The following is a 24,017-nucleotide window of genomic DNA, read 5'->3' as shown; positions in this document are numbered from 1 at the left end:
TCGCGGATCATTGAAGCTTGATGCGGGGATCGATGAGCGGTGAGACGAGGTCCGCCAGAAGGTTTCCGAGGACGATGGCGCAGGCCGAGACCAGCGTGACGCCCATAATGATCGGAATGTCGACACGCTGGATCGCCTGCCATGCGAGCTGGCCAATGCCTGGCCAGCCGAATACGCTCTCCACGACCACGATGCCGCTCATGAAGAGGCCGATATCGATGCCGATCATCGCGATGACGGGCAGGATCGCGTTGGGCAGGGCATGCCGTAAGAGAATGGTGGAGCGGGCGAGCCCCTTGGCGCGTGCCGTACGGATGAAGTCCTGCCGCAGCACATCCACCATTGAGGAGCGCATCATGCGCGAATACCAGCCGGCCCCGAGGATGCCGAGCGTGATCGAGGGGAGGACCAGATGGGCGAAAGTGCCGTAGCCGCCGATCGGAAACCAGCCGAGCCGGACCGCGAACAGATAGAGGAGCAGAAGACCGACCACGAACTGCGGCGCCGAGACGCCGATGAAGGAGCCGACCATGAGAGCCTGGTCGGTGGCGGTGCCGCGCTTGAGGGCCGCGAAGAGACCCATGGTCAAACCAAGGATCAGTTCGCAGACGATCGCGCCCGCCATAAGGAGCAGGCTTGCGGGAAGCCGCGCGGCGATCAGCGACGAAACCTCGGTCCGTTGCAGGTAAGACCGTCCGAGGTCGCCTTGTAGGATTCCGAGGAGGTAGCGGCCGTACTGGACGATGAAGGGCTGATCCAGGCCGAGTTCGCGCCGGATGTTCTCAACGGTCTGCGCCGTCGCGCTGCGTCCCGCGATCTGCCGCACGGGGTCGGCGGGCAGCATGTAGAGAAGCGCAAAGGTGATGACCGAGACGCCGAGAAGGATGAGGGCGGACTGAACCAGCCGCCGGGCAATGTAGGCGACCATCAGAAGCGTCCCCGCTGGGTCGGGTCGAGAATGTCGCGCAGGGCGTCACCGACGAGGTTAAAGGCAAGCGCCAGCGTAAGGATCGCTATGCCGGGGAAGAACACCAGCCAGGGCGCTGCTTGAAAGTAGGTCTGGTTCTCGAAAATGATGTTGCCCCAGGAGGGGGTAGGGGGCTGCACGCCGACGCCGAGATAGGAGAGCGTCGCCTCGAGCAGAACCGTCGTCGAGATGCCGAGAGTGCCCCAGACGATGATCGTCGGCAGCAGATGGGGCAGGATATGTCTGAACAGGATGCGACCCGTAGAGGCTCCCATCGCCCGTTCGGCTTCAATGAACTCTCGGCGCGACAGGGAACTCGTCTCAGTGAAGATGACGCGGGCCGTCTGTACCCAGTTCACCAACGCGATCACCAGCGCGACGATCCACAGGCTCGGTGAGAGGACGGCCGCGAGGCAGATCGCCAGAAGGAGAGCCGGAAACGCCATCATCAGGTCGGTGAAGCGCATCAGGATCGTGCCGATCCAGCCGCGATAAAAGCCAGCCGTGACGCCCACCAGCGTTCCGATGACGAGGGCAACGCCGTTGGCGGCGATGCCGATGATGAGCGAGGTTCGGGCCCCGTAGAGGATACGCGTTAGGAGATCGCGTCCCAGAAGATCGGTGCCGAGCGGGAAGGCACCGCCCGGCGCCATCGGTTCGCCGAGAAGGGAGAGGCCGTCGAACAATTGCTCGTTCGGGTCGTAGCCGGCGATGTAGGGCGCGAATACCGCGCCTCCGACGGTGACGGCAATGATGAAGAGGCCGACGAGAGCGAGCGGACGGCGCAGAAGCTGGCCGCCGACGCCCCGGCGCTTCGCCGCCTTGCGCGCTGCCGGTTCAGAGGCAACGGGAACGCTCATCGGCTCCTCCCGTCTTGAGCTCGACGATCCGGCGAGCCGCTTCCTCGATAGTCACGCGCCAGCTCATGGCGAGCGTGCGCAACTGGGCGTAGGCCTGCTCCTCGCCGACACCGCTCTCCGAGAGGGCGACGACCGCCCGCACGATGGTCTGGCGCTCACTCGCCCGCGCCTTGAGGCTTTCCACCTCCCGCGCGAGATTGCGGCGGGCATCGAAGCTGCGCCGAGCGATCAGAAGCGCCGAATAGACACCCGATCCGCCGACCGGCTTTACGAGATGGCTGTCGGCGCCCTGTCCTAGGGCCCATTCGATCCGGCCGGGTGCCTCCGAGCCGATGAGGGCGATCTGCGGCATCGGCGCATCGCCGGCGCGCCAAGGGAACTGTTCGTCGAAGCCGAGATCGGCGTCGAAGAACACGAAGTCGGCGGCAAGACCTCCGGCTGGAAGCTCAGGCCAGGCTTCGACCGGTACGAGACCGATCGCCGACAGGCTTCGCGACAAGGCAAGTGTCGTCGCGTGCGGGCGATGGAGAATGAACGCCTTGGCGCCTCCGAGATTGGGGATGCGGGCCCGCGCGCTCACGAGACGACCCTCAAGGTTCGGCGGGCCATCAGCCGTGCCGGATCGTAGCGCGACAGATACGGATCGGGCGCGACGAGCTTGTCTTCCGCCTCGATCACCTCGAACCGACCGTCCTGCGCTCGGGCGATGCGAACAGGCAGGCTGGTGTGATGGGTATTCGGATCGATCCGGATCGGACCGAGCCAAGTCTCGAATGCCCGGTCCGAGAAGGCCGTCGCACCCGCGCCGCCGCGGAGCTCGTCGGTCAGCCGGTCGGCGAGAACGCTCACGGCGCTGTGGGCTGCGGCATAGAATGAGGAGTCGGACGGCGTCGGCGCCGCGTCGGTGGCCGAGGCGGCGAACCAAGGCCCGACAGATAGGTGACCGTTTGCGGTCGGCCCAATCTCCGGAAGCTCGATTTCCGTCAGATTGCAGGACAGTATCGGGCAGGTCCGTGGTGAGAAGGTCGGGTCGCTTCGACAGAGATCCCCATAGGCCCGGAAGAGCGCGTAGGAGGAGGGACCGATCAGGTTGTTGAGAATGAAGTTCGGCCGCGTGGCGCGAATCTCCTCGATGAGCCGGGCGACGTCCGTGTCGCCGAGTGGCAGATAGCGCTCGCCGAGCACCGTGCCGCCAACATCGCCGACCACGTCGCGGGCGACCCGGTTGGTTTCCCAACCCCAGATATAGTTCGAGCCGACGAAGAATGCGCGGCTTCCGAAGCGGGGCAGCACATGGGCGAGAAGCGGCACGAGATGCTGGTTCGGGCACGCATGGAGATAGACCACGTGCTCGCTCGCCTCGAACCCCTCATAGGGACAGGCATACCAGAGTGTCCCGCCGGCCTTTTCGAGGCTCGGAATCACCTCCTTGCGGCTCCACGATGTGGTGCAACCGACGATGTGACGGGCCGACGAGGTCGCAAGGATGTCCGCGCAGAGCGGCGCGTAGCGGTCGGTGTTGCCAGCAGGGTCGCGCACGATACCGATGATCTCGATCGTCCGTTCCGGATCGGCGTTGACCGCGGCGATCGCATCCATAGCCCCGCGGTAGGACGCCTCGGCGAGGAGCCGATATGGTCCGGACCGCGAGAAGAGGATGCCGATATCGATTCTGGTCTTCATCCGTAGCGTTTTCAAATAAAAAAGCCCCGATCTTTCTATCGCGTACGCGGTAGAAAGATCGGGGCTCGAATGCCGTTCGGCGCAGATGCCGTATGTCGATCTCAGCTTAGCGAACGGCGCATCGCTGTCAATCGGTTTTTGAGCACGCCAATCGATCGCCTCAACATTAGGCAGATTGTAGAGGGATGCGCCAAATTTCTTGCCGATATTGATTATTGCCAGTCAGACAATTGGCCCGTCTGTCCCGAGTGCCGGCTTTGCGGACGAGCGCCGGCGTTTTCTGGTCTCACTGCGATTCTCTTAAGCTTTCCGGACCGCACCATGTCCGGAAATGATTTCCGGGGCGTGCGCCGTCCGAGGCGCACGCGATCTTCAAAGCTCCATCGATAGCGCTGGGCTCTGTGTATCGCGTCGTGTATCGTGCGGTGTATCGCAGGTTTTTGTGGTCGTTCCGGGCGATCGCTGGATTTGCGGGATTTCGGCTATTGTGGGGGAGAGTCCCTTCCTCTCCGCCACAACCAATCTAAGTCATTGATTTCACTTTACGCCTTATAGCGTAAGGGTTTCGCAATCGCCGCGTGGTACACAAAGGTGGTACACAGTGGTTTTGCGAATGGCTCGTCCCTGGAAGCATCCTAAGAGCGGCGTCTACTATCTGCGCGTTCGCGTCCCGGGCGACCTCGTCGGCTTGGTCGGACGGAGCGTCGAGAAGCAATCTCTGCGGACGAAGGACGTCGGCGAAGCGCGGGTGCGCTTTTCGAAGTCGATGGCCGAACTCACCGAACGCTGGTCGAACCTTCGGGCTGGCCTCGTTCGTCCGACTTACGAACAGATGAACGCCTATAGCGCGGAGTTCTTCCAGACCTACTGTCAGGAGATCGAGAGCGGGCAGTGGTCACCGTTTTGGGACAGTGCCTTTGGGTCCGTCGCCGCGCAGTTCATTGAGAAGCCGAATGACGTTGCCACGCATCGGGAGTTTCGCCGTTTTTGCGGTGACCAGATCAACACGTATTTCGCTAGCCGTGGCATCCGGATTGCCCCAGAGATGCAAGGCGCTGTGGATCTTCGAATCGCAATGGCGGTCTTCGATGCGATCGGCGTTCGCACGAGACGCATCCTCGAGAACGATTATGCGCCCGGGCAAACTGAAGCCAAGTACCAGCGCCCCGTTACAGCCGCCTCGAAGTCGAGCTTAAAGCTCGAACAAGCTTTCGAGACCTATGCCAACACGGTCAGCTTGTCGGCCGCGACACGAAAGCGCTGGCTGCCGGCACTTCGAACGCTGACCGCACATAGCGGCATCGACGATATGGCGCGGATTACCGACAACCATGTCGGCGACTGGATCGAATGGCTTCGTTCAGAAGGCAAGGCCCAGCGGACGATCAAAGATGTGTATCTCGCCTCGGCCAAGGCGTTGTTCCGCTACTATGTCGGCGAGCGCAAGCTGACCGCCAATCCGATTGAGTGTTTCAGTGTCAGGGTCCCAAAGCGGCGGACGCTTCGGGGGCCGGGGCTGACCGACGCTGAGGTCGAGATGATTCTTGCCGGCACGCGGCAGATGCCGCCGCGCAAGCTCGCCCCCTGCCATGCCGACGCGAGAAGATGGGTGCCCTGGCTTGCCCTTTACACCGGCGCCCGTGTGAATGAACTGACGCAGCTTCGGAAGGCCGACGTCACTCTTGTTGACGGCATCTGGTCACTGACCATCACACCCGAGGCGGGTAGCGTGAAAAACTATAAAGTGCGCGTGGTACCCTTGCATGAACATCTGATTGAGCAAGGATTCATCGAGTTCGTGCATAGCTGTCGACGGTCGGCGCTCTTCTATACGAGTGACCGAAAGTCCGGAAAAGCGGTGCTCACGCCGTACAAGAAAATGGGCGAGAACCTCGCAGCTTGGATCCGAGAGCTCGGCGTTTCCGACCCGAACGTCGCGCCGAATCATGGCTTTCGGCATCGCTTCAAGACGGTCGCACGCCGTGTTGGAATGGACGCCGAGGTTCGAGACTATCTGCAAGGCCATGCCCCGCGCACCGAAGGCGAACACTATGGCGAATTCCCGATCGCCGTCTTGAAGAAAGCGGTCGATCTTATTCCGGTCTGGGGTGAGACGTTCGCTGTCGCGACATCTGAGCCTGACAGAGCCTAGTCATGACCGCAACGTTTCATGCGCTCGGCGCCGGTTGCGAAGCCGGGCCTCCAGGACTGATGCGTGTATCTCCGTTACTTACTTTCAAAGCGCTCCAGTAGCCTTCCCTGACCGCGTGTAACAGGGAGGCACCCAGCATGAACCACTCCGAGGAGGACATTCTCGCAGCTCTTCAGCTCGATTTAAAAAATATACCAGAGGTTGTTCTGCGACGTCGACCGGAGACTGAAGATCGTTACAGATATCAACTTGTGTTGCTTATCAAGCGAGCTGGGGGACGACCGGGTACTGCTTGGCTTTCAACGACGATCAGCTACTTTATCGGGGTAACACCAACGCTCCGGCACGCCACAATTCGGCAATACAGGTCGAGCATTTTGCAGGGCCTACGGGACTTATTTCAGCGGGGGCGACTGACACTCCGACGCATAGCCGTATATCTTGTTCAGCTCGGACTATTGAACGGTCCTTCCCTCAAGTACGGGCGTGATTTGCCTGATCGGTGCGGCTCCGGGCGTCGCAAAGGCATAGATCCCCGAGCACTGCGAGATACAGTGCTTAAGCTGCGGTCCTTGCGTACTTCGATGTCAATCTTGCTTGCGGACTTGCTGGCATTCGGGGAGATGGTCGGGCTTCGACCTTATGAGTGGCCGACTGCATTCGTCGTTGATGACGTTCTGTACGTCCCATCTGCAAAAATCAGCGATCGGACAGGAAGGGGGCTCGTAGCGGTGAGAACGCTCGACCTCTCTAGCTTGGGTCAGGGACCAGCAGATCATATCCGGAGGATTACCGACCAGCTCAATCAGCGGCTCAAGAATGCCGGTTCATCTCATAAAACCATGGTCATCCTCAGCAGGCTTCTGCGACAGGAAAGGGCCGATCCCGGTCTCGTTCTGCGGTCACTGCGCGATCAGTTTCGAAAGAACGCTCAGTCAAGTGGTTGGACGACCGCAGAGATTGCGGTTGCGATGAACCACCGAAGCGCCGAATCTCAACGGGCGTATGGCCGGGGAGCCCGTGGAAATCGAGGTCTTGCTTTACCGCGAATTGACCGCTCGCTTATCACATCGGTTCGCATCGGACGCCAGCCGCAACATCTGCGTATCCAGAGAGAAGCGTTGCAGTGTGACGAGGTCCAAGACATTTGCGTGACGCCCGGTTTGCGGTAGAACATGAACGTCGTCGCGAAATGGTCGCTTCGAATATGTAGACGCGATACGACTGTCGCTCCTTTTTTCATGCACTTAACTATGCGGACTGTCGCTGGAAGCTCCAAAGCCGCGAAGTGAAAAGGGCCGGTTGGTCGTGAACGACGATGCTTGTGCGGGCAGCCGGATAAGCGAAGCCTCTCCACCGGAAGGCGGGGGCGCCGCATGGTCGACGTCCTCCTCGGACCTGTTCTGGTTGGGGGTAGCTGCCAGCCCCTTTTCTTCGACTATAAGCGACGGGAAACTATCTTCGTTCCTATGCACCTCGTGGACCATCTGATTTATTCCCTCGGTCGCCTTTCCCGAGGGCTCGTTGAATTCGCAGCTTCGGACGGGGTCGAATTTCGGGTCTGACGCATTCTCGATGAAGGTCACGCCGCGCCGAGAAGCCGGGCTTCGAGTAGGTCTATCTTTGCCCGGCCGTACATCTGGCGCTTCACGAGTTTGAGTTTGTTGACCTGGCCTTCGGTCTGTCCGTTTGACCAAGGCTCGGTAACCGCGGCCCGGACAGCGGCCGCATCGTTCTTGATGCCGCGGACGAATGAGGCCAGCAGGCTTGGTCCGGCGTCGGCAATCCAAGTATCAAGATCGGCGACGGCGCGGCCGCGGATGATCGCCTGGAAACGATCGATAAGCGTTCGAGCGCTTGCCAAGGCCGGCACGCCGTTCTCGATGGCCGCGACCATGATCGTTTCAGCCTTCGTCAAATGATCTCGTTTGAGTGTCATCAGCCGGGCGATGGATCTCGCCGACGGGACCTTGCGAAGTCGGGCGGTCGTTATCGTTTCCGATCTCCGTCGCCGCGTTGCCCACTCGCTGACGACCCGGGTCGAGCCACGGAAGCCAAGATCTCGAAGACGGCGCCAGAGTTCAGCGCCGTTGCGGCAACCGGCGTCCCATTGCGCGTCGAGAAAGCGCAGATGCCGATCGAGCGAACCCTGCCGGGTCCGAAAGACGTCGGTCCGTTTGCCGCGAACGATCTGGCGAACCAGCCCACGGCTTCGTCCTGTCCGCCGCACGATCTCCTTCACTGATACGCCCTCGGCGGCGAGGCTAGCGACAACGGCATTCGTCTCCTCTCGCCTCAAAAAGCCTTCGTATTGCAGGCGTTCGGCCGATGTCAGGAGCTTCGGATCGACGACGGTGGCGCCGATCGCGGCACGGATCGGCTTCATTGACTTCTTCACGGCATCCAGGAAGGCCGCGCTGGCATTCTCCATCAGGTGCCAGCGATCAGCAACCTGAATGGCGTTTGGCAACGCCCGCTTCGTCGCTTCTCCGTAACCGCCGCCGCGATCACGCGACACGACTGCAATCTGAGAATGATCTGACAGCCATGCCGCGACGGTCGCGATCTCACGATCCGGCAGGAGCCTTACGATACGCTGCCGTTCGAGATCGCAGACGATCGAACCGTAGTGATGATTGCGGCGGAAGGCGAAATCATCGATGCCGACGGCAGTCAGAGGCTCCGAACTCGGCTGCGCCCGTCGCCGGACGACGCGGATCAACGTGTCGTTGCTGACCGGCATCATCAGCCTTTTGGCAAAGCACGCCCCGGGACGGCCGCCAAGGGCCAGGCCGAGATGATGGACGATCCCTTCCATCCTGCTGGTGCGCCGCGCTCGCTCCGCGACGATGCTGTCGTCGAAGCGTTCAGCGAAAATCTTGCGGCGACATCCGATCAGATCACAACGAAACCGGCGTGTTATAAGCGACAGCCTCACGCGACGTCCGGCCGATGGTAAATCTGCCACTTGCCTTGCGTAGCGGCTATGAAGACGACGCGAGGCGAACCCGCAGGAAGGGCATTCAGCGTCCCGCGTTCGGGACATCGCAGTCACGACGAGCACGCCGTCGATGTTCTCGACGCGTTCGACCGAAAGTCCAATGGGAACGAGCGACAAAGGCGAAATACCCGTTGGCATGATGGTGATCTCCTCAAGGAAACCACCAGCTCGCGACCAAACTACATCGAGAATGAGTCAGACCCTCCCTTGCCTGCGCTCATCTCGATCATGACGTCGCCAACAACGATGCGGCCAATCTCGCCGCCCTCTGCCAGCGTTGCCACATGATCCACGACCGCCCCCATCATTTCGCCCGCCGCAAGATCACCTATCTCATGCGCCGCGCCATCGGCGATCTGTTCTCGGGGAAATATCGGTAAGTAATTCTGCGTACGCCGCCCTGCCGGAGCGGTCGGACGGCGATCGATGGGCTCGGTTCAGGCTGTGACGCATTTCAGGCATCTCAAGGATACGTGGCGGAAATGCGCCAATACTGGCAGGGAATTGCCGTAGCGCTGCAGTCTTCTTCATGTTACTTTCTGTAAGGCCATTCATTTTTGACGCTCCTGACCCTACTGAAGGGGCGTTCTGGAGAAGGTGCATAGGATCGCGGATGCAGACGGGGTATCTCGTGACGGCGGACGGGGTGACCTTGACGCGTTTCAAGGTTCCAGCCGTTGTCAAGGCGCGCGGGACCATCTTCGTTACTCACAGCATCGCCCAGCACACCTGCAATCTCAGCGCCTCCATGGCGGGTCTTGCCGCGCGTGGATGGACCACTTACGGGACCGACCTGCGGGGACACGGCCATTCTGCGGGCCGTACAGCGCCGCTCGGGCACATGGAGATCGGCAAGGGTTGGGAACGGCTCGTCGCGGACCTTGCCCTCGCCCTGCGCGAAGCTTTCCAGACCGTGCCATGGGAGGAGCGGCTCGTTGTCGCTCCCAATATCGGCGCGCTTCTCGTTCTGGAGGTTCTGAAGGACTGGCCTGATCTTTCGCAAAACATCGTCTTCGTCACGCCGCCCACCAACCAGCCGGCGCTTATGAAGCTCGGACGCGGCTTCGCGCGGGCGCGGTCGTTTCTGCATGCGCCGGACAAGCCCGACGAGATGACCCATCACCAGCTTTATTCGTTTCTCGGCGCGCATTTGGAGGGCCGCGATCGCCTGATCGACGTCGTCTCCTCGGATCGGGCCGTAACCGACGCGCTCATCGCTGATCCGCTTGCCTGGTTCATCCCGACCACTGGCTATTTCCACGAGATGTTTCGCGGCATCGAAAGCGCCTGGCGCTGGCAGGCGGAAAAGACGATAAAGCGGGACACCCGCATGCTCATCCTTTACGGCGGCGACGACCCGATGACCGCCAGTGGCCGGTTCGTCGGCCCGATGCGCGCGCATCTGGAACGGATCGGTTTTGCCGCGGTCGACGCCCATTGCGTGCGCGAGGGACGCGCCGGGCTGATCATCGAGGAGGAGCGCTTCGGGCTCTCTAGGCTGATCGACGACTGGAGCGCGGGCAGGGCGATCGGAGCGGCGTCAGGCGCGGTAAACGCAGAGGTCGACATGCGCGAGGTCTCCACCGGCGTCCTCCAGCGCTACGGCCTCAACAAGCCGGACCAGGAACTCAGCGCCGACGAGCTGGTCGAGATGTGCTATCACGCCATCGAGGACGAGGACCGCTGGACCGAGGTCCTCTACCGCATGGCCTTCGCGCTTTCGACCGACAGCAATCTCTCCGACAAGCATCTGGAGGCGCTGTTCCTGGCGCTGATGCCCCATCTCGACCGGTCCTATCGGCTCAGCCGGCAGGTGCTGCAATCGGCGGCGCTCGGGGCGATCCTCGAAAATGTTATCGATAGGCTGGGGATTGGCACCGCCGTCGTAGCGTCGGACTTTGCGATCTCCTATGCCAACGAGGCCTTCACGCAGACCCTCGCCCGGCTCCTGGCACAGCCCGCGCTCGCCGGCTCCTGCGATCTTGCAGATCTGTCGCGCCGGCTGCAGGCCATGGTGCGCGAGGAGAACCGGCAGGAGCTCCTCCTGGGGCAGGGCGAGGGCTTTCTCTATCTCGGCACGGAAGTGATCGGCTTTTACTTCCGTCCGCGCGCGCTTGCCCAATCGGCGCTCAAGCGCGGCGGTCCGACGGGGGTAGTCATCCTGCGCGACGTCGATCGCCCGACGGACACCAACGCAGCGCTCCAGCTGGAACTCCTGCAATTCGCCTTTGGCCTTACTGCCAAGGAGGCCGAGGCTGCCGCAGGCGTCGTCAGCGGCAAATTTCCAGAGGTCGTCGCGGAGGAACTCGGCATCACCATCAACACAATGCGGACCCATCTGCGCCGGGTGTTCAAAAAGACCGGCGTCCACGGCCAGACGGAGCTCGCGGCGCGCCTCTTGCGCGGACCCATGGGGCTGATCGCCTGACATGGCCGGATGCAGTCTTTGACTGGTGATCTTTCGTCCAGCATTGCGGTGCTCGCTCTGCTTCTTCTTCCGCTCGTTCTCGCCGCTTTCGGCCGGGACGCGAAACCAGGAAACCGGGCGGCGGAGTTCGGCCTCAATCAAGGGCGCAACGGTCCGCTCGCGACCTTTGCCGGCGCGTTGAGCGGCAATATCGGCATCGGCAGCTTCGTCGCGCTGTATCTCTTCACAGCCGAAAGCCCGGTGCTCGGCTTTTCGATCGCGCTCGCCTATTCGCTGGGCCTCGTCGTCTGTGCAGCGCTTGCGGGCACCATCCGCAAGGTGGCAGGCGAGCACGGCACGGTCGGCCTCATTGATCTCGTCGCGATGAGCGAGGGGCGCACCGGGCGTCGGATCGTCTTTGCCTGCTTCGCCTTCGTCTTCGTCCTCAGATCGGCGATCCAGCTCGCAGCGCTTGGTTTTCTGACCGCTCCGTTTCTCGGCGGGGATGTGACCGTTGCCGTCATCGTTTCGGGACTATTGATCGCGCTCTATCTCCTCATCGGCGGCTACCGGGCGGCGGTCGAAACGGACATTGTGCAGGCTGGCGTCATCATCCTCGCCATGGCGATCTGCATGGCTGGCCTGCCGACTCTTGCAGCGCCTGAGCGGCCCTTCTTCGCCTTCGGCGAATACCGGCCCGCGCTCCTCGCCGGGGTTTGGCTGTTCATCCCCTGGAGTGCGGTGCTCGCCGTCGACAACTGGCAACGCATCACGCTCGCGCGCTCCGATGGCGTGGCGCAGGTGAGCTATCTCGCCGCCGCGCTCGTCTGTGGGCTGCTTTTCTGGGGCATGGCCGGACGATCAGATTCTGGCGCCGCAAAAATATTTGAATTGTCTTAGCGCCGGGATCTTGGATTCCTGCGGCTTGGTCTAGTTGGAAATGACGTTTTGCTGCAAAAATAAGCGCTACCTCATTATGCCCTTGACATAATCAAAAAAACAGGTTGGTTTGTTTTCAAATGAGGAGCTGCCGTGTCGACCATCGAGCGAAGATCGCAGGAACAACGCAGTGCGGAAACGCGCAAGCTGTTGCTCGCCGCCACGGTCCAGTCGCTGATGGAAGTCGGCTACGCCAACACAACCACCGCCGGGATCGCCCGCCGCGCCGGCGTTTCGCGGGGCGCGCAGACTCATCATTTTCCGGATAAGATGGCCTTGATCGTCTGCGCGACGGAAGAAATGTTCGACAATTTCGCCGGCGACCTCGAACGGCTTGCCGAGGACCTGCGCGAGAAGCGCGTGACCTACGACCACTTCTTCGATGCCATGTGGACAGATGTTCTTAAGGGTGAGTGGTTCTATTCGTCCCTTGAGATCATCGTCGCTGCCCGGGGGGATGCTGAGCTGAGGGGACATCTCGCGCCGCTGATCCTTGCTCTTCATGAGCGCTTCGAGGCGGCTTGGGCGCTGACTTTCGTCGCAGTTGATCCCGCCATCGTCAACGAACGCGTCGCGATGAACCTGATGATGAACGTATTTCGCGGAATGGCCGTCCAGGCAGTGCTGCGACAGGACGAGAAGTATTTTCTCGAAATGCTCGCGGCACTCAAAGCCATTCTCGCCGTCCACGTTCGACCAGTTGAAATTGGGAAGTGATTCAAAAACAAACCGTCTGATCGGTTTTTATCGGGCCTAAAGCCCCAACCACAAGCGGCAGAAGTCGTGACCTTCGTCAAAATGATTAACAGGAGTTGCAGATGAGAAAGTTCACCGCCCTGTTCGCCGCGCTCGCCTTCACGGCATCGCCGGCTTTCGCACAGGATGACGCTTCGCAGACCCTAGGTCTAACCGATAATTCTATTTCAATTGGCGTCATGGGGCCGTTTTCGGGCGACGCCTCGTCTTACAGCAAAGCGATGGTGGGCATGATGGCCTATTATCAGCAGGTCAACGATGAGGGCGGCGTGCATGGCCGCAAACTCGTCGCCGTACAGGAGGATACCGCCTGCGACAGCGCCAAGGGGCTCGCAGCCGCCAAGAAGCTGATTTCTCAGGATGAAGTCTTCATGCTTCAAGGCAATTCCTGCTCGGGTGTCGCCTTGGCCATCCGGCCGGTCGTCGAAGAAGCCGGCATTCCATGGATCGTCGCCCATGCCGTCAGTGACTCGATCTCCGAGCCGCTAGCGGAAAATATTTTCCACGGCGTACCCACCGGCCGCGCCAATGGCCGCGCCATGGCGTCCTTCGTTCTCTCGAAGCCAGACACGAAGAATGTCGCGATCATCGAACATTCGAACGATTGGGCCCACAGCTATTCGGACCCGGCGCGGGATTATCTGAAGGACCAAGGCGTCACGCCTTCCCTCGAACTGACAATGGAACGTGGCCAGAACGATGCGACCGCCCAGGTTCTGCAACTTCGCGAGGCGCAGCCCGACTTCATCATCGCTGCGCTGTACGAGGCGGAAACTGCGATCTTTCTCCGAGACCTGAAGAAATACGGCCTCGGCGATATTCCTGTCATGGGAACCGCCGGCACCGACCTCGAGAACACGCTTAAGCGCACCGGCGATTTCGACACGGTCAAGAACTACTTTGTCATCCACTCCTATGTCGACAATCTCGACGGCCCGAAAATGAAAAAGTGGGCCGACATGATCAAGAACTACTATCCCGAAGAAGAGCTTTCGACCTTCTCCTTCGTGTCCATCGGCTCGGCTGAGGCACTGGTCTCCGCGCTCGAAAAGATCGGCCCAGACCTCACGCGCTCCAAGCTGATTTCGGCGCTCGAAGAGGTCAACGATTTCGACACGGGAGTTCTTTCCGATCCGATCACCTGGACCCCGGAAGACCATCAGGGGGTCAAGGGCTCGGCCGTTGCGGGGTTCGTCGACGAAAAGCCGACGGTCCTGAAGGCCTGGGACCAGCCCTACTAATCGCAAGCTTCGATTAATCGCATTTTGTCGGGCGCCACTTTCGGCGTCCGGCCTTGCCGACGGAGAGACGCATGTTCCTGCAGCTCACCCTGAGCGGGCTCGCCCAGGGCGCGATATACGCGCTCATCGCCCTCTCGCTCACGGTCGTTTATCGTTCGACCACGGTGGTGAATTTTGGCCATGGCGACTTCGTCATGGCGGGGGCTTTCCTGTCCTATGTGCTGGTGGTGCTGGCCGGAGTTGCCTTTCTGCCGGCGGCCGCGCTCGCCGTCATTGCCATGTTCGTGCTCGGTGTCCTGTTCAATCGCGGGCTTATCCGGCCCATCCTCGGCGGCCCGCATATCGGGCTTGCGCTCATGTGCATCGCCGGCGGTTACGTGCTGCGCGGCATCGCCCGTATGGTCTGGGGTCGGGAGGTGCTGCCTATGCCGCCGGTCTTCGACATGCCGCCGATCTTCTTCGGCTCGTTGGTGATCACGGGGGATGCAATCGTCATCATTTCGACGGTTCTCGTCCTCCTTCTCTGCTTCTTCGGTCTTCTTGCGCTGACTGATCTCGGCAAGATGGTCCAGGCGGTCTATCAGAGCCCGCGCGGCGCAAGACTGATCGGGCTCAACGTCGATCGCTTCAACGATATGAGCTGGGGTATCGGCTCTGCGCTCGGCGGGCTGGGCGGCATTCTGGTTGCGCCGGTCACGCTGCTTCACCCAGACCTTGGCGCATCCTTTCTGATCAAGGGCTTCGCCGCTATGACGCTTGGTGGCTTCGGTTCACTCGGCGGGGCGGTTCTTGGCGGCGTGCTCCTTGGCATCGGCGAGCAATATGCGGGCGCTTATCTCGACAGCGCCCTGATCGAAATCACCGCCTACGTGATCATCGTCTTCGTTCTCTTCGTCCGTCCCCAAGGGCTCCTCGGCCGCAAGGCCGTGGTGAAGGTGTGACGCCATGCAGATGCCCAACTCTCGTCAACGCCGACTGCGCACCATCCTCTTCTGGGCCGTGCCGGCCCTTCTTCTCCTCCTGCCGCTCGCGACCAACCCCTACACCCAGTTCATCGTCAACGGCATGTTGATTTCGACGCTTGTGACGCTGGGCTTCACCATCGTCATTGGCAATCTCGGCCAACTCGCCTTTGCCAACACCGCCTTTTTTGGCATCGGCGCCTATGGCTCGGCGGTGCTCGCCGTGAAGCTCGGTGTGCCCTGGCTGCTGACAATCCCGATCGCCGGTGCCTTCGGCGCAATCGGCGGTTTTCTCGCTTCGGCCGCCGCGCTCCGCGGCATCCGCTCCTACTATCTCGCCATCATCACTCTCGCCTTCGGAGAACTGATGCGCTGGACCTATCTCCACGCCAAGCCGCTCACCGGGGGAACGGATGGCCTGCCCATGCCGCGCGAAACGGTGTTCGGTGTTTCGCTCACCGACGACACGCTGAAATTCTACATCTTCCTCGCCGTTACGGTGCTTTTGGTGAAAGCGACGTCGAACCTTCTCGCATCGCGTTTCGGGCGCGCCGTGATGGCCGTCCGCGAGAACGAGGTCGCGACGGCCTCGCTCGCAATCCCAACGTCGCGGGTGATCCTCGTCACCTTTATCTGGTCGGGCTTCGTCGTGGGCTGCGCCGGCGCATTGTTTGCCCGTCATATCGGCCATGTCTTTCCCGAAAGCTTCGGAATGCTCCATCTCATCGCCTCCTTCGCCATGGTGCTAGTGGGCGGACTTGGCTCCGTTCTGGGCGCAGTTCTCGGAGCGGTGCTCCTGACCGCGCTACCGGAATATCTCCGGGCCTTCCCGGGCATGGAGGAGTTTTTCTTCGGCCTCATCGTCGCGGCGGTGCTCGTCGTCCTGCCGATGGGGCTCGCAAGCCTCCTTCGCCGTCTATCGCCGATTTTCGTCGAACGTTTCTACCGGGAGGCGTCATGAGTGATCTTTTAAATGTCGAAGGGTTGAGCGTCCGATTTTCCGGGCTCACCGCGCTGGAAGACGTTTCCTTCGATCTCGGCGGAGGCGAGGTGCGCGCGGTGATCGGCCCGAACGGCGCGGGCAAGTCGACACTGTTCAACGCGATCTCCGGCTATGTCAGGCCGACCGCGGGCACCGTTCATCTGAACGGCGAGCCGCTGACTGAGTTGTCGCCCCATGCGATCGCCGAGCGGGGCATCCGCCGCACCTTCCAGAATGGCGGGCTCTTTCCGGCGCTGACGGTTCTGGAAAACGTATTGACCGGCCTGCATGCCCAGACGGATGGGAATTTCTTCGATCTTCTGATCGGGCGACGGCGGGCGCTCAAATCCGAGGCCGACAATGTCGCAAGGGCGCGTGATCTTCTGAAGCTCATGTCGATGGAGCATATGGCCGACACGCCTGCCGGCGATCTCTCCGGCGGCCAGCAGCGCATCGTCGAGATCGTGCGCACGGTCGCCTCCGATCCGCCGGTCCTGTTGCTCGACGAGCCGGCCGTTGGCCTTTCCCCCGTCGCGCGGGATCAGATGATGGACATCATCCGGCGTCTCGCTGGCGAGAAGGGCGTCGGGATCCTTCTCATCGAACACGCGGTCGAATTGGTGATGGCGGCGGCCGATCGCATTCTCGTCATGGCGGCGGGAAAGCGCATTGCCCAAGGCACGCCCAACGAGATCCGCCAAGACCGCGCCGTGCTGGAGGCTTATCTCGGACATGCCTGACACAGCGCCCCTTCTTCAAATCCGCGATCTTCACGTGGGCTACGGCCAGAAGCCGATCCTGCGCGGCGCCTCCTATGATGTCGTGCCGGGTGAATGCCTGACACTGCTTGGTGCGAACGGCTCGGGCAAATCCACCGCGATGAACGCGATCTGCGGCTTCGTGAAGCCGTACTCCGGCTCGATCCTGTTCGAGGGGCAGGAGACAGCCGGTCTCGCGCCCCATCGCATTTTCGCGCTCGGCATCGCCCAGGTCAGCCAGGCCCGCGATCTCTTTCCCGATCTCAGCGTCGAGGATAATCTCAGGCTCGGCGCCATGCGGCGCGGCGGGCGCGAAATGGCGAAGACGCTTGCCGACCTCTACGAGCGCTTCCCCCGCCTTCACGAGCGTCGGCGGCAGGTGACGCGCACGCTGTCCGGCGGCGAGCAGCAAATGGTTGCGATCGGCCGCGCTCTCATGTCGAGGCCGCGCCTTCTCCTGCTCGATGAGCCATCCGGTGGGCTCTCGCCGCAATTTTGCGAGGAGATCGCCCTGATCGTCGACGGCCTGAAAGAAGACGGCGTGACGATGCTGATGGTGGAACAGAATCTCAATCTTGCGTTTCGCCTTGCCGATCGCTTCATCGTGCTACGTGACGGCGCGGTCATCGATGGCGGCGATGTCCGCGCCATGGCGGGCGATCACGACGCGATCGTGCGCAGTATCTATCTTTAAGAACGAGGGACAAACCCATGACCACGCTGCATGACGATCTGATCGTCTTCGACGGGCTCATCATTTCCGACTGGGGGCGGCCGGTCTTCGAGGCGATGCGGGCTGGGGGGGTGACGGCCGCCAACTGCACCTGCTCGGTCTGGGAGAATTTCCGCGACACCATGCTCGCGATCGGTGAGTGGAACGCGGAGTTCCGCGACAACTCCGACCTGATCGTCAAAGCGAAGACTGTCGCGGATATCCGCCAGGCCAAGGCGGAGGGCAAGACCGGCATCGTATTCGGCTTCCAGAACACCTCTGCCTTCGAAGATCGGCTGGAATTCGTCGAACTCTTCAAGGAGCAGGGCGTCGGCATTGTGCAGATGACCTACAACACCCGCAATCTGGTCGGCTCGGGCTGCTATGAGAGCCGCGACGACGGCCTTTCGGATTTCGGCCACGAGGTCGTCGCCGAAATGAATCGGGTCGGCATGCTCTGCGATCTAAGCCATGTCGGCGCCCGGACCTCGCACGATGTGATTCTCGCATCCAAGAAGCCCGTCGCCTACAGCCATTGCCTGCCTGCCGGCCTGAAGGCCCATCCGCGCAACAAGAGCGATGAGCAGCTGCGGTTCATCGCCGAACATGGCGGATTCGTCGGCGTCACCATGTTCCCGCCGTTCCTAGCCGCTGGCAACAACGCGACCATCGACGATTATGTCGCCGCGATCGAGTATATCGTGAACCTCGTCGGCGAGGAGCGGGTCGGCTTCGGAACCGACTTCACCATGGGCTACGGCGCAAAGTTTTTCGAATATCTCAACCGCGACAAGGGCTATGCCCGCCAGCTCACTGAGATTTGGGACGTGAAATTCCCCGACGGCCTCGGCTCGATCGCCGACTTCCCTAACCTCACAGCTGCCATGGACCGCGCCGGCTGGTCGGAGACGAAAATTCGCCGGATCATGGGCGAGAACTGGCTTACGCTCCTTGACGAAGTCTGGTGAGAAAAGGGTTAATGGTGGCGATTGAAAAATCGTTCGTCAGTGAATGCCGTTGATCACTCCGCTGAATGACAGCATTCTGCCTATTCCGTTGAAAAACTCGCCTAACGTTATTTGCCCGCAGCAAGCATGGAATGGCTTTCCGAAACACCGGCGGTATTCAAGCCGGATCGCATAGACATTTCTTAAAACACCCTCATCCGAAAGGCTATTCTACGCCTTTCTGTTCAATCGCGCTGAGAGATGCGTTGAACGGCTTTTTCAACACTATCTGCCCCTTGATGACTGTAAGCCGTCAGTATCCTTCCGACCCTTCCAAGACGATCAAGGTCGATTTGATGTTCCGCGAAAGCGGTCGTGAGCCGCGTGTGATCGACCGCGATCATAGGCGGTTATCGGGCGAATCGCTTGGCGCCGATGACGCAGGCAACCACCAGAATCGTGACGGCGATAATGGATGGGGGAACGGTCTCGCCGAGGAGCAAGGCCGCCAAAGCGAGGCCGAAGAAGGGCTGGAGGAGCTGAAGCTGGCCGACGCCCGCGATCCCGCCGAGGGCAAGGCCACGATACCAGAAGACGAAACCCACCAGCATCGAGAATATCGAGACATAGGCGAGGCCCAGCCATTCGGGGCCGGTGATGTCGCTCCAGCGGGTCGGCAGAACGAATATGGCGATCATGGACATAGCGGGTAGAGCCACTAGCAGCGCCCATGAGATGACCTGCCATCCGCCTAGGCGCCGGGAGAGCGTCGCGCCCTCCGCATAGCCGAGCCCGCAAAGGACGATCGCGGCAATCATAAAACCATCTCCAATCGGCGAAATGTCGCTGCTTTGGAGAAGGGCGAACCCGGCGACGGTGGCAGCTCCGAATCCGGAAAAGATCCAGAAGGGAAGCTTTGGCCGTTCGCCGCCTCGAACGACGCCGAAGATCGCGGTCATCAGCGGCAGCAGCCCGATGAAGACGATCGAGTGAGCTGCCGTGATGTGTTGGAGAGCAAGAGCCGTCAGAAGCGGAAAACCAACGACGACGCCGAGCGCCACGATGAACAGCGATCCAAGATCGGTGCTTTCCGGTCGCTTCTGCCGGAGCGTGAACAGCAGCGCAGCCGCGAGAAGCGCCGCGACGACGGCACGCGCCGAGGTGAGGAACAGGGGCGAGAAGCCGCCGACCGCGACACGCGTCGCCGGAAGCGAGGCACTGAAGATCAGCACGCCAAGCAATCCACTGCCCCATCCCGCCGAAGTCCGCTCCATGTCGTCGCTCCCTGTTTGAACCGGCTCGATAGCGCAATCGGGACTCGCCCGAACAGGGATGGTCGAATACAGTTGGGCCGAACTGTACGGGCTTGAGGAGCAATACGGATGCGCGCGAGCGAGCGGGAGACAACTTCAGGCGGTTCCCGGATAGGGCTCGTGATGGAAACCATCCGCCGACGCATTGCCAATCGATCGCTGGCCCATGGCGAGAAGCTGCCCTCGATCCGCGCGATGGCGAAAATAATGGGCCTTTCGCCCTCAACTGTCGCGGAGGCGTATGAGCGGCTCGGTGCCGAAGGTCTGATCCGGTCGCGCCCCGGCTCCGGCTTCTACGCGGCCGGAAGCCTGCCCCTCGCCCTTCGGGAGGTCGCTCCGCGGACCGATCGTTCGGTCGATCCCCTCTGGGTGTCACGCCAATCGCTGGACGGCGGGATCGAGATGATCCGACCCGGCTGCGGCTGGCTGCCTCCCGAATGGATGCCGGAAGCTGCAATCCGCAAGGCCATGCGCTCGCTCGCTAAGGCTGATGCGACTTTGCTTACCGATTACGGGCCGTCTCGCGGCGCACTTGGCCTTCGAAATCTTTTGGTCCGTCAGTTCGCCGACGAAGGCTTGAGCGTCGGCGCGGACCAAATCCTGCTCGCCTCCTCGGGCACCCAAGCCATTGATCTCGTCTGTCGCCTGCTTCTCCAGCCGGGCGATACGGTCCTTCTCGATGATCCCTGCTACTTCAACTTCCAGGCCCTGATGGCCGCGCATCGGGTGACAGTTGTAGGCGTGCCGCGAACCAAGAACGGACCGGACCTTGCCGCGTTTGAGGCGGCTCTAAAGGTCCACCGTCCGCGCCTCTACGTGACGAATTCCGCCATTCATAACCCGACGGGAACGACCCTCTCTCCCCAATGCGCGCACCGCGTTCTGACGCTTGCGTCGCGTCACGACCTAATGATCGTCGAGGACGACATCTTCGCGGGCTTCGAGTCGGATCCTTCGCCGCGTCTCGCCGTTCTCGACGGGCTCGATCGGACTGTTCGGGTCGGCAGCTTCTCTAAGACGCTGTCGGCATCCGTGCGCTGCGGCTACATCGCAGCGAAGGCGGATTGGATCGAGGAACTCGTCGATCTTCAGGTTGCCACGAACTTCGGCGGCCCGAGCCCCATGGCGGCCGAGATCGTTGCGCACGTCCTGTCGGACGGCAGCTATCGCAGGCACCTCGCGGCCTTGCGTACGCGACTTGCGAAGCGCCGCCGCGAGGCGACCGCGCTGCTCGCATCCTTAAACATTGAACCATGGGTCGAGCCCCTTGGCGGGTTCTATCTCTGGTGCCGCCTGCCCAGGGGCGTCGATGCGGCGGAGGCTGCCCGTGCAGCCCTCGCCGACAATGTCTTGCTTGCGCCCGGCAACGTATTCAGTGCGGGTCAGACGGCGGCGGAGTGGATGCGCTTCAACGTCACACAGATGGCCGACTCCAGATTGTCGAATGTCCTTCAGAGCGCGATCATATCTACGAACTCAGACAGCAACGGCAGAAATCCTGAAAAGTGAACCGAAAGCTGACCGTCGTCTCGCCACCCGACATCGACACCGAACCGGCCGCCACGATTTCTCAGAAGCGGCCGTTTCGCTTCTATGGCGATCCTATATCTCGGTCCTTTCGGCGAGGGTCAGAGCATCTTCGACGTCGACGTCGACGCCGAGGTAGCGAACGGTGCTCTCGATTTTCGTATGACCAAGGAGGATTTGAACCGCCCGCAGATTACCGGTCGCCTTGTAGATGATCGACGCCTTCGTCCTACGAAGCGAATGCGTCCCGTAGTCCTCTCTCCTGAGACCGATTGCCGTCACCCACTCGTCGACCAGACGGGCGTATTGCCGGGTGCTGATGTGGCCTGTCCGATCGATCCGGCTTGGGAAGGCGTAATCGTCGATTGTCCCGCCTCGCAATTCGAGCCAAACGAGCAAGCTCGACCGAGCCGGCTCGAGCAGTTCAAACTGGACCGGCCGTTTCGTTTTTCGCTGCACGACGATCGCTCGAGTTCGGACCCGGCCTCCTGACGTCAGTTCGCCGATCTTGACCTTTACGACGTCACAGCCCCGAAGCTTGCTGTCGATAGCGAGATCGAAAAGCGCTCGGTCGCGAACACGCCTGAGTTCCAAAGCGAAGTGCAACACCCCCTTGCCGATGTAGGATCGGCTTGGGCTTGCAGACCTTTGGGAGTGTTACCGTGTCATCCTACGAGCATCTGTCGTCCGCCGAAAGAGAGCGGATCGCCATTCTTCGTGCCTCCGGCCATTCGAGATCAGCCATCGCCAAAGAGCTTGGCCGCTCGCGCTCGACGATCAGTCGGGAGCTTCGCCGCAACGCGCTGGCGAGCGGGGGCTATTCGCCGAGGCAAGCTGACGGAGCCTATCTTGAGCGCAGGCAGCGCGATGCCGTGCTCGAGCGTGACGAGCGTCTGCACCAGTTCGTCACCGATCGCCTGGCCGAAGGCTGGTCGCCCGAGCAGATCGCCGGCTGGCTGAAGGGTGGCAACGAGGCAAAGCTTCGTTCGCTTGCCACCGAAACGATCTACGCCTTCATCTACCGAACTTCCCAGAAAGCAGCCGAACTCTGGCGCTACCTCCTGCGGCGTCGCAAGATCCGCCGCCCGATGAAGGCGCGCCCCTCGCGCGATACCATAAAAGGCCGCCGCTCGATCCATGACCGCCCCGCCGAGATCGCGGATCGCGGCGAAGCCGGCCACTGGGAGGCCGATCTCGTCATCTGCAAAAGGGCTCGGCCGGTCCTCGTTCTTCATGAGCGAAAGACAAGGGTGACGTTTGCCACCCGTCTCACCGGAAAGACGGCCGCCGAGACGATTGCCGCCATGACCGCCGTCTTCCGACGCATCACGCCGGGCCTGCGATCCTCGGTGACCTTCGACAATGATACCGCCTTTGCCCGTCATGGCCTGCTCACCGACATCTTCGGCATGTCGACCTGGTTCTGCGATGCCTATGCCTCCTGGCAAAAGGGCGGCGTCGAAAATGCCAATGGTCGCTTGCGACGATGGCTCCCAAGATGGCTCGATCTCGACCAGATCGACGAAGCCGATCTGCAGGACGCCGTCATCACCCTCAACACGACACCGCGGAAATGCCTCGGGTTCATAACCCCGTTTCAGGCCCTTCTCAGAGAGCTTGGCAAGGACGTCAAAATCCGCTTCTCATGACCACTGTTGCGCTTCGCGATGGAATCCACCGGGTAGTTGGAGAATTCTTCGAGAGAGTGGACGAAAATCGCCGAACAGAAGTCAACGGTGACATGGACATCAGTGTAGGGCCGCGAAGTACTTTAATGACGAATGCAAATTTGCTGCAGACACCGAAAAATTTTCAGAAGCATCCTTACGATTATGAGATCTACAGACGTCACTGGGAGCCACCGACCGGCGCATTTCGCGTTCAAGCTGCTTCAGCTATTTCGCTCATCGCCGGACACGATTTTAGCGCAAACGCAGGCGGCAGTTTAGATATCCAGGCCACCGCCCATCTTGATCTTCTGTCTGGACGACGATTGACGCTAAAGTCGCAACGGATGACGAACATCACCTCCGGCGATCGAATTATCGTGACTGCCGACAGTGATATACGCATTGGCAACGCTGGCGGATACATTAAGACCGATAAGAAAGGTAATATAACAATTCGCGGAAGGACCCTCTCAGTCAAAACGACTGGTTCGACGAAGGTAAAAGCCTCAAAAATTGATCTGAACTAGAGGAATGGACGAACCTATTATCGAGCCCACTGAAATTCCGGCACGCGTCGAAGCGATCGTTGCGATGCTAGATTTCGATCAATGGTATTGGCCTCCTTTCGAAGGGACGGTCTACGGCGACGCGTATCCGGTGATGGAAGGAATGTACCGCTATGCGTTGAGAGGTAATTTTTATAGTTCTCAGCGAGACCAAGTTGCTACTCAATTAAGGCGAGCAGCCTACGAGACGTGGTCAAATAATCCGGATGCCGCTAGTTTGATAGGTGCTCGTCTTGCGGTGATCAAAGAGATCCCTGCATACAGAACTTTTCCAATCAGCGCTTGGCCGGTAGTGCGGCTGACGGAGGAGTGGGTCAGGATTAAAGAACTCCTAGCGATCTTAAATTCTATTAGGCCTCGTGGACAAAGGGTAGCCAAAGTTTGATTGCTGCAATGGAGACGAAGCCGAGATAGGACTCTCTGGTTTTGTCGTATCGGGTAGCGACCCGTCGCCAGTTCTTGAGTTTGTTGAACAGGCGCTCGACGAGATTGCGCCATTTGTACTTCTCAGCGTTATGCGCCGGCGGATCGATCCGGTTCCGCTTGGCAGGAATGACCGCCTCGATATCCGCTT

20 protein-coding genes and 2 pseudogenes are annotated in these 24,017 nt (G+C 60.9%); 14 read left to right on the top strand and 8 right to left on the bottom strand.

The features are described from left to right. Positions 1-7: 7 nt before the first annotated feature. Genes ABDX79_RS17840 through ABDX79_RS17825 form a run of 4 tightly spaced genes read right to left on the bottom strand, consistent with a single transcriptional unit; the run spans position 8 to position 3,510 of the window. Positions 8-928, bottom strand: coding sequence for an ABC transporter permease (locus ABDX79_RS17840; RefSeq protein ID WP_346221663.1), 921 nt, complete (start codon positions 926-928; stop codon positions 8-10). Further along, the gene (locus ABDX79_RS17835; protein ID WP_346221662.1) at positions 928-1,827 is read right to left on the bottom strand and encodes an ABC transporter permease; all 900 of its coding nucleotides are present in this window, start codon (positions 1,825-1,827) and stop codon (positions 928-930) included. Before ABDX79_RS17835 ends, ABDX79_RS17840 begins: the two co-directional genes overlap by 1 nt. Next, positions 1,805-2,407: an ANTAR domain-containing response regulator gene (locus ABDX79_RS17830; RefSeq protein WP_346221661.1), complete on the bottom strand. Its 603-nt coding sequence runs from the start codon at positions 2,405-2,407 to the stop codon at positions 1,805-1,807. Before ABDX79_RS17830 ends, ABDX79_RS17835 begins: the two co-directional genes overlap by 23 nt. Continuing rightward, positions 2,404-3,510, bottom strand: coding sequence for a transporter substrate-binding protein (locus ABDX79_RS17825; protein ID WP_346221660.1), 1,107 nt, complete (start codon positions 3,508-3,510; stop codon positions 2,404-2,406). The genes ABDX79_RS17830 and ABDX79_RS17825 overlap by 4 nt, the downstream gene beginning before the upstream one ends. Positions 3,511-4,123: 613 nt before the next feature. Here ABDX79_RS17825 and ABDX79_RS17820 point away from each other — a divergent pair. Beyond that, on the top strand, positions 4,124-5,662 hold the full coding sequence (locus ABDX79_RS17820; RefSeq protein ID WP_346221659.1) for a DUF6538 domain-containing protein: 1,539 nt from the start codon (positions 4,124-4,126) through the stop codon (positions 5,660-5,662). A gap of 1,582 nt (positions 5,663-7,244) precedes the next feature. On the opposite strand, the gene ABDX79_RS17815 is transcribed toward ABDX79_RS17820, so the two are convergent. Further along, entirely contained in the window at positions 7,245-8,801 is a 1,557-nt protein-coding gene (locus ABDX79_RS17815; protein ID WP_346221658.1) for an ISL3 family transposase, read from the bottom strand. Positions 8,802-8,860: 59 nt separating this feature from the next. Between ABDX79_RS17815 and ABDX79_RS19770 the strand changes: the two are divergent. From ABDX79_RS19770 to ABDX79_RS17770, 10 genes and pseudogenes are all read left to right on the top strand, one after another. Beyond that, positions 8,861-9,043, top strand: a pseudogene (locus ABDX79_RS19770) (hypothetical protein); the annotation flags it as partial. 233 nt (positions 9,044-9,276) lie between these two features. Then, positions 9,277-11,091 carry a serine aminopeptidase domain-containing protein gene (locus ABDX79_RS17810; protein ID WP_346221657.1) on the top strand — a complete coding sequence of 605 codons (1,815 nt, stop codon included), beginning with the start codon at positions 9,277-9,279 and terminating at the stop codon, positions 11,089-11,091. A 9-nt stretch (positions 11,092-11,100) separates the two neighbouring features. Continuing rightward, on the top strand, positions 11,101-11,970 hold the full coding sequence (locus ABDX79_RS17805; protein WP_346221656.1) for a sodium:solute symporter family transporter: 870 nt from the start codon (positions 11,101-11,103) through the stop codon (positions 11,968-11,970). A gap of 132 nt (positions 11,971-12,102) precedes the next feature. Then, positions 12,103-12,726, top strand: coding sequence for a TetR/AcrR family transcriptional regulator (locus tag ABDX79_RS17800; RefSeq protein WP_346221655.1), 624 nt, complete (start codon positions 12,103-12,105; stop codon positions 12,724-12,726). Between the two features lie 101 nt (positions 12,727-12,827). Beyond that, entirely contained in the window at positions 12,828-14,006 is a 1,179-nt protein-coding gene (locus ABDX79_RS17795; RefSeq protein ID WP_346221654.1) for an ABC transporter substrate-binding protein, read from the top strand. Positions 14,007-14,077: 71 nt separating this feature from the next. Beyond that, on the top strand, positions 14,078-14,947 hold the full coding sequence (locus tag ABDX79_RS17790) for a branched-chain amino acid ABC transporter permease (RefSeq protein ID WP_346221653.1): 870 nt from the start codon (positions 14,078-14,080) through the stop codon (positions 14,945-14,947). Between the two features lie 4 nt (positions 14,948-14,951). Beyond that, positions 14,952-15,929 carry a branched-chain amino acid ABC transporter permease gene (locus ABDX79_RS17785; RefSeq protein ID WP_346221652.1) on the top strand — a complete coding sequence of 326 codons (978 nt, stop codon included), beginning with the start codon at positions 14,952-14,954 and terminating at the stop codon, positions 15,927-15,929. Then, positions 15,926-16,690, top strand: coding sequence for an ABC transporter ATP-binding protein (locus ABDX79_RS17780; protein ID WP_346221651.1), 765 nt, complete (start codon positions 15,926-15,928; stop codon positions 16,688-16,690). Before ABDX79_RS17785 ends, ABDX79_RS17780 begins: the two co-directional genes overlap by 4 nt. Continuing rightward, positions 16,683-17,402, top strand: coding sequence for an ABC transporter ATP-binding protein (locus ABDX79_RS17775; RefSeq protein ID WP_346221650.1), 720 nt, complete (start codon positions 16,683-16,685; stop codon positions 17,400-17,402). Before ABDX79_RS17780 ends, ABDX79_RS17775 begins: the two co-directional genes overlap by 8 nt. Before the next feature lie 17 nt (positions 17,403-17,419). Next, positions 17,420-18,388, top strand: a complete 969-nt coding sequence (locus ABDX79_RS17770; protein ID WP_346221649.1) for a dipeptidase — start codon at positions 17,420-17,422, stop codon at positions 18,386-18,388. Between the two features lie 389 nt (positions 18,389-18,777). Here the strand turns inward: ABDX79_RS17770 and ABDX79_RS17765 are convergent, their stop codons facing one another. Continuing rightward, positions 18,778-19,641 carry a DMT family transporter gene (locus tag ABDX79_RS17765; RefSeq protein ID WP_346221648.1) on the bottom strand — a complete coding sequence of 288 codons (864 nt, stop codon included), beginning with the start codon at positions 19,639-19,641 and terminating at the stop codon, positions 18,778-18,780. A 162-nt stretch (positions 19,642-19,803) separates the two neighbouring features. Here ABDX79_RS17765 and ABDX79_RS17760 point away from each other — a divergent pair, with 162 nt between their 5' ends. Continuing rightward, positions 19,804-21,189: an aminotransferase-like domain-containing protein gene (locus ABDX79_RS17760; RefSeq protein ID WP_346221647.1), complete on the top strand. Its 1,386-nt coding sequence runs from the start codon at positions 19,804-19,806 to the stop codon at positions 21,187-21,189. A 93-nt stretch (positions 21,190-21,282) separates the two neighbouring features. On the opposite strand, the gene ABDX79_RS17755 is transcribed toward ABDX79_RS17760, so the two are convergent. Next, positions 21,283-21,828, bottom strand: coding sequence for a tyrosine-type recombinase/integrase (locus tag ABDX79_RS17755; RefSeq protein ID WP_346221690.1), 546 nt, complete (start codon positions 21,826-21,828; stop codon positions 21,283-21,285). Positions 21,829-21,869: 41 nt separating this feature from the next. Here ABDX79_RS17755 and ABDX79_RS17750 point away from each other — a divergent pair, with 41 nt between their 5' ends. Next, a complete protein-coding gene (locus ABDX79_RS17750) occupies positions 21,870-22,856 on the top strand; it encodes an IS30 family transposase (RefSeq protein WP_346221646.1) in 987 nt (328 codons plus the stop codon). After that, entirely contained in the window at positions 22,853-23,404 is a 552-nt protein-coding gene (locus ABDX79_RS17745; protein ID WP_346221645.1) for a hypothetical protein, read from the top strand. Before ABDX79_RS17750 ends, ABDX79_RS17745 begins: the two co-directional genes overlap by 4 nt. A 389-nt stretch (positions 23,405-23,793) precedes the next feature. On the opposite strand, the pseudogene ABDX79_RS17740 reads toward ABDX79_RS17745, so the two are convergent. Further along, positions 23,794-24,017: pseudogene (locus ABDX79_RS17740) on the bottom strand (IS5 family transposase); the annotation flags it as partial.

Source organism: Fulvimarina fulva, from assembly GCF_039652615.1.
GTDB lineage: Bacteria > Pseudomonadota > Alphaproteobacteria > Rhizobiales > Rhizobiaceae > Fulvimarina.
This window is presented reverse-complemented; position numbering and strand designations above follow the sequence as displayed.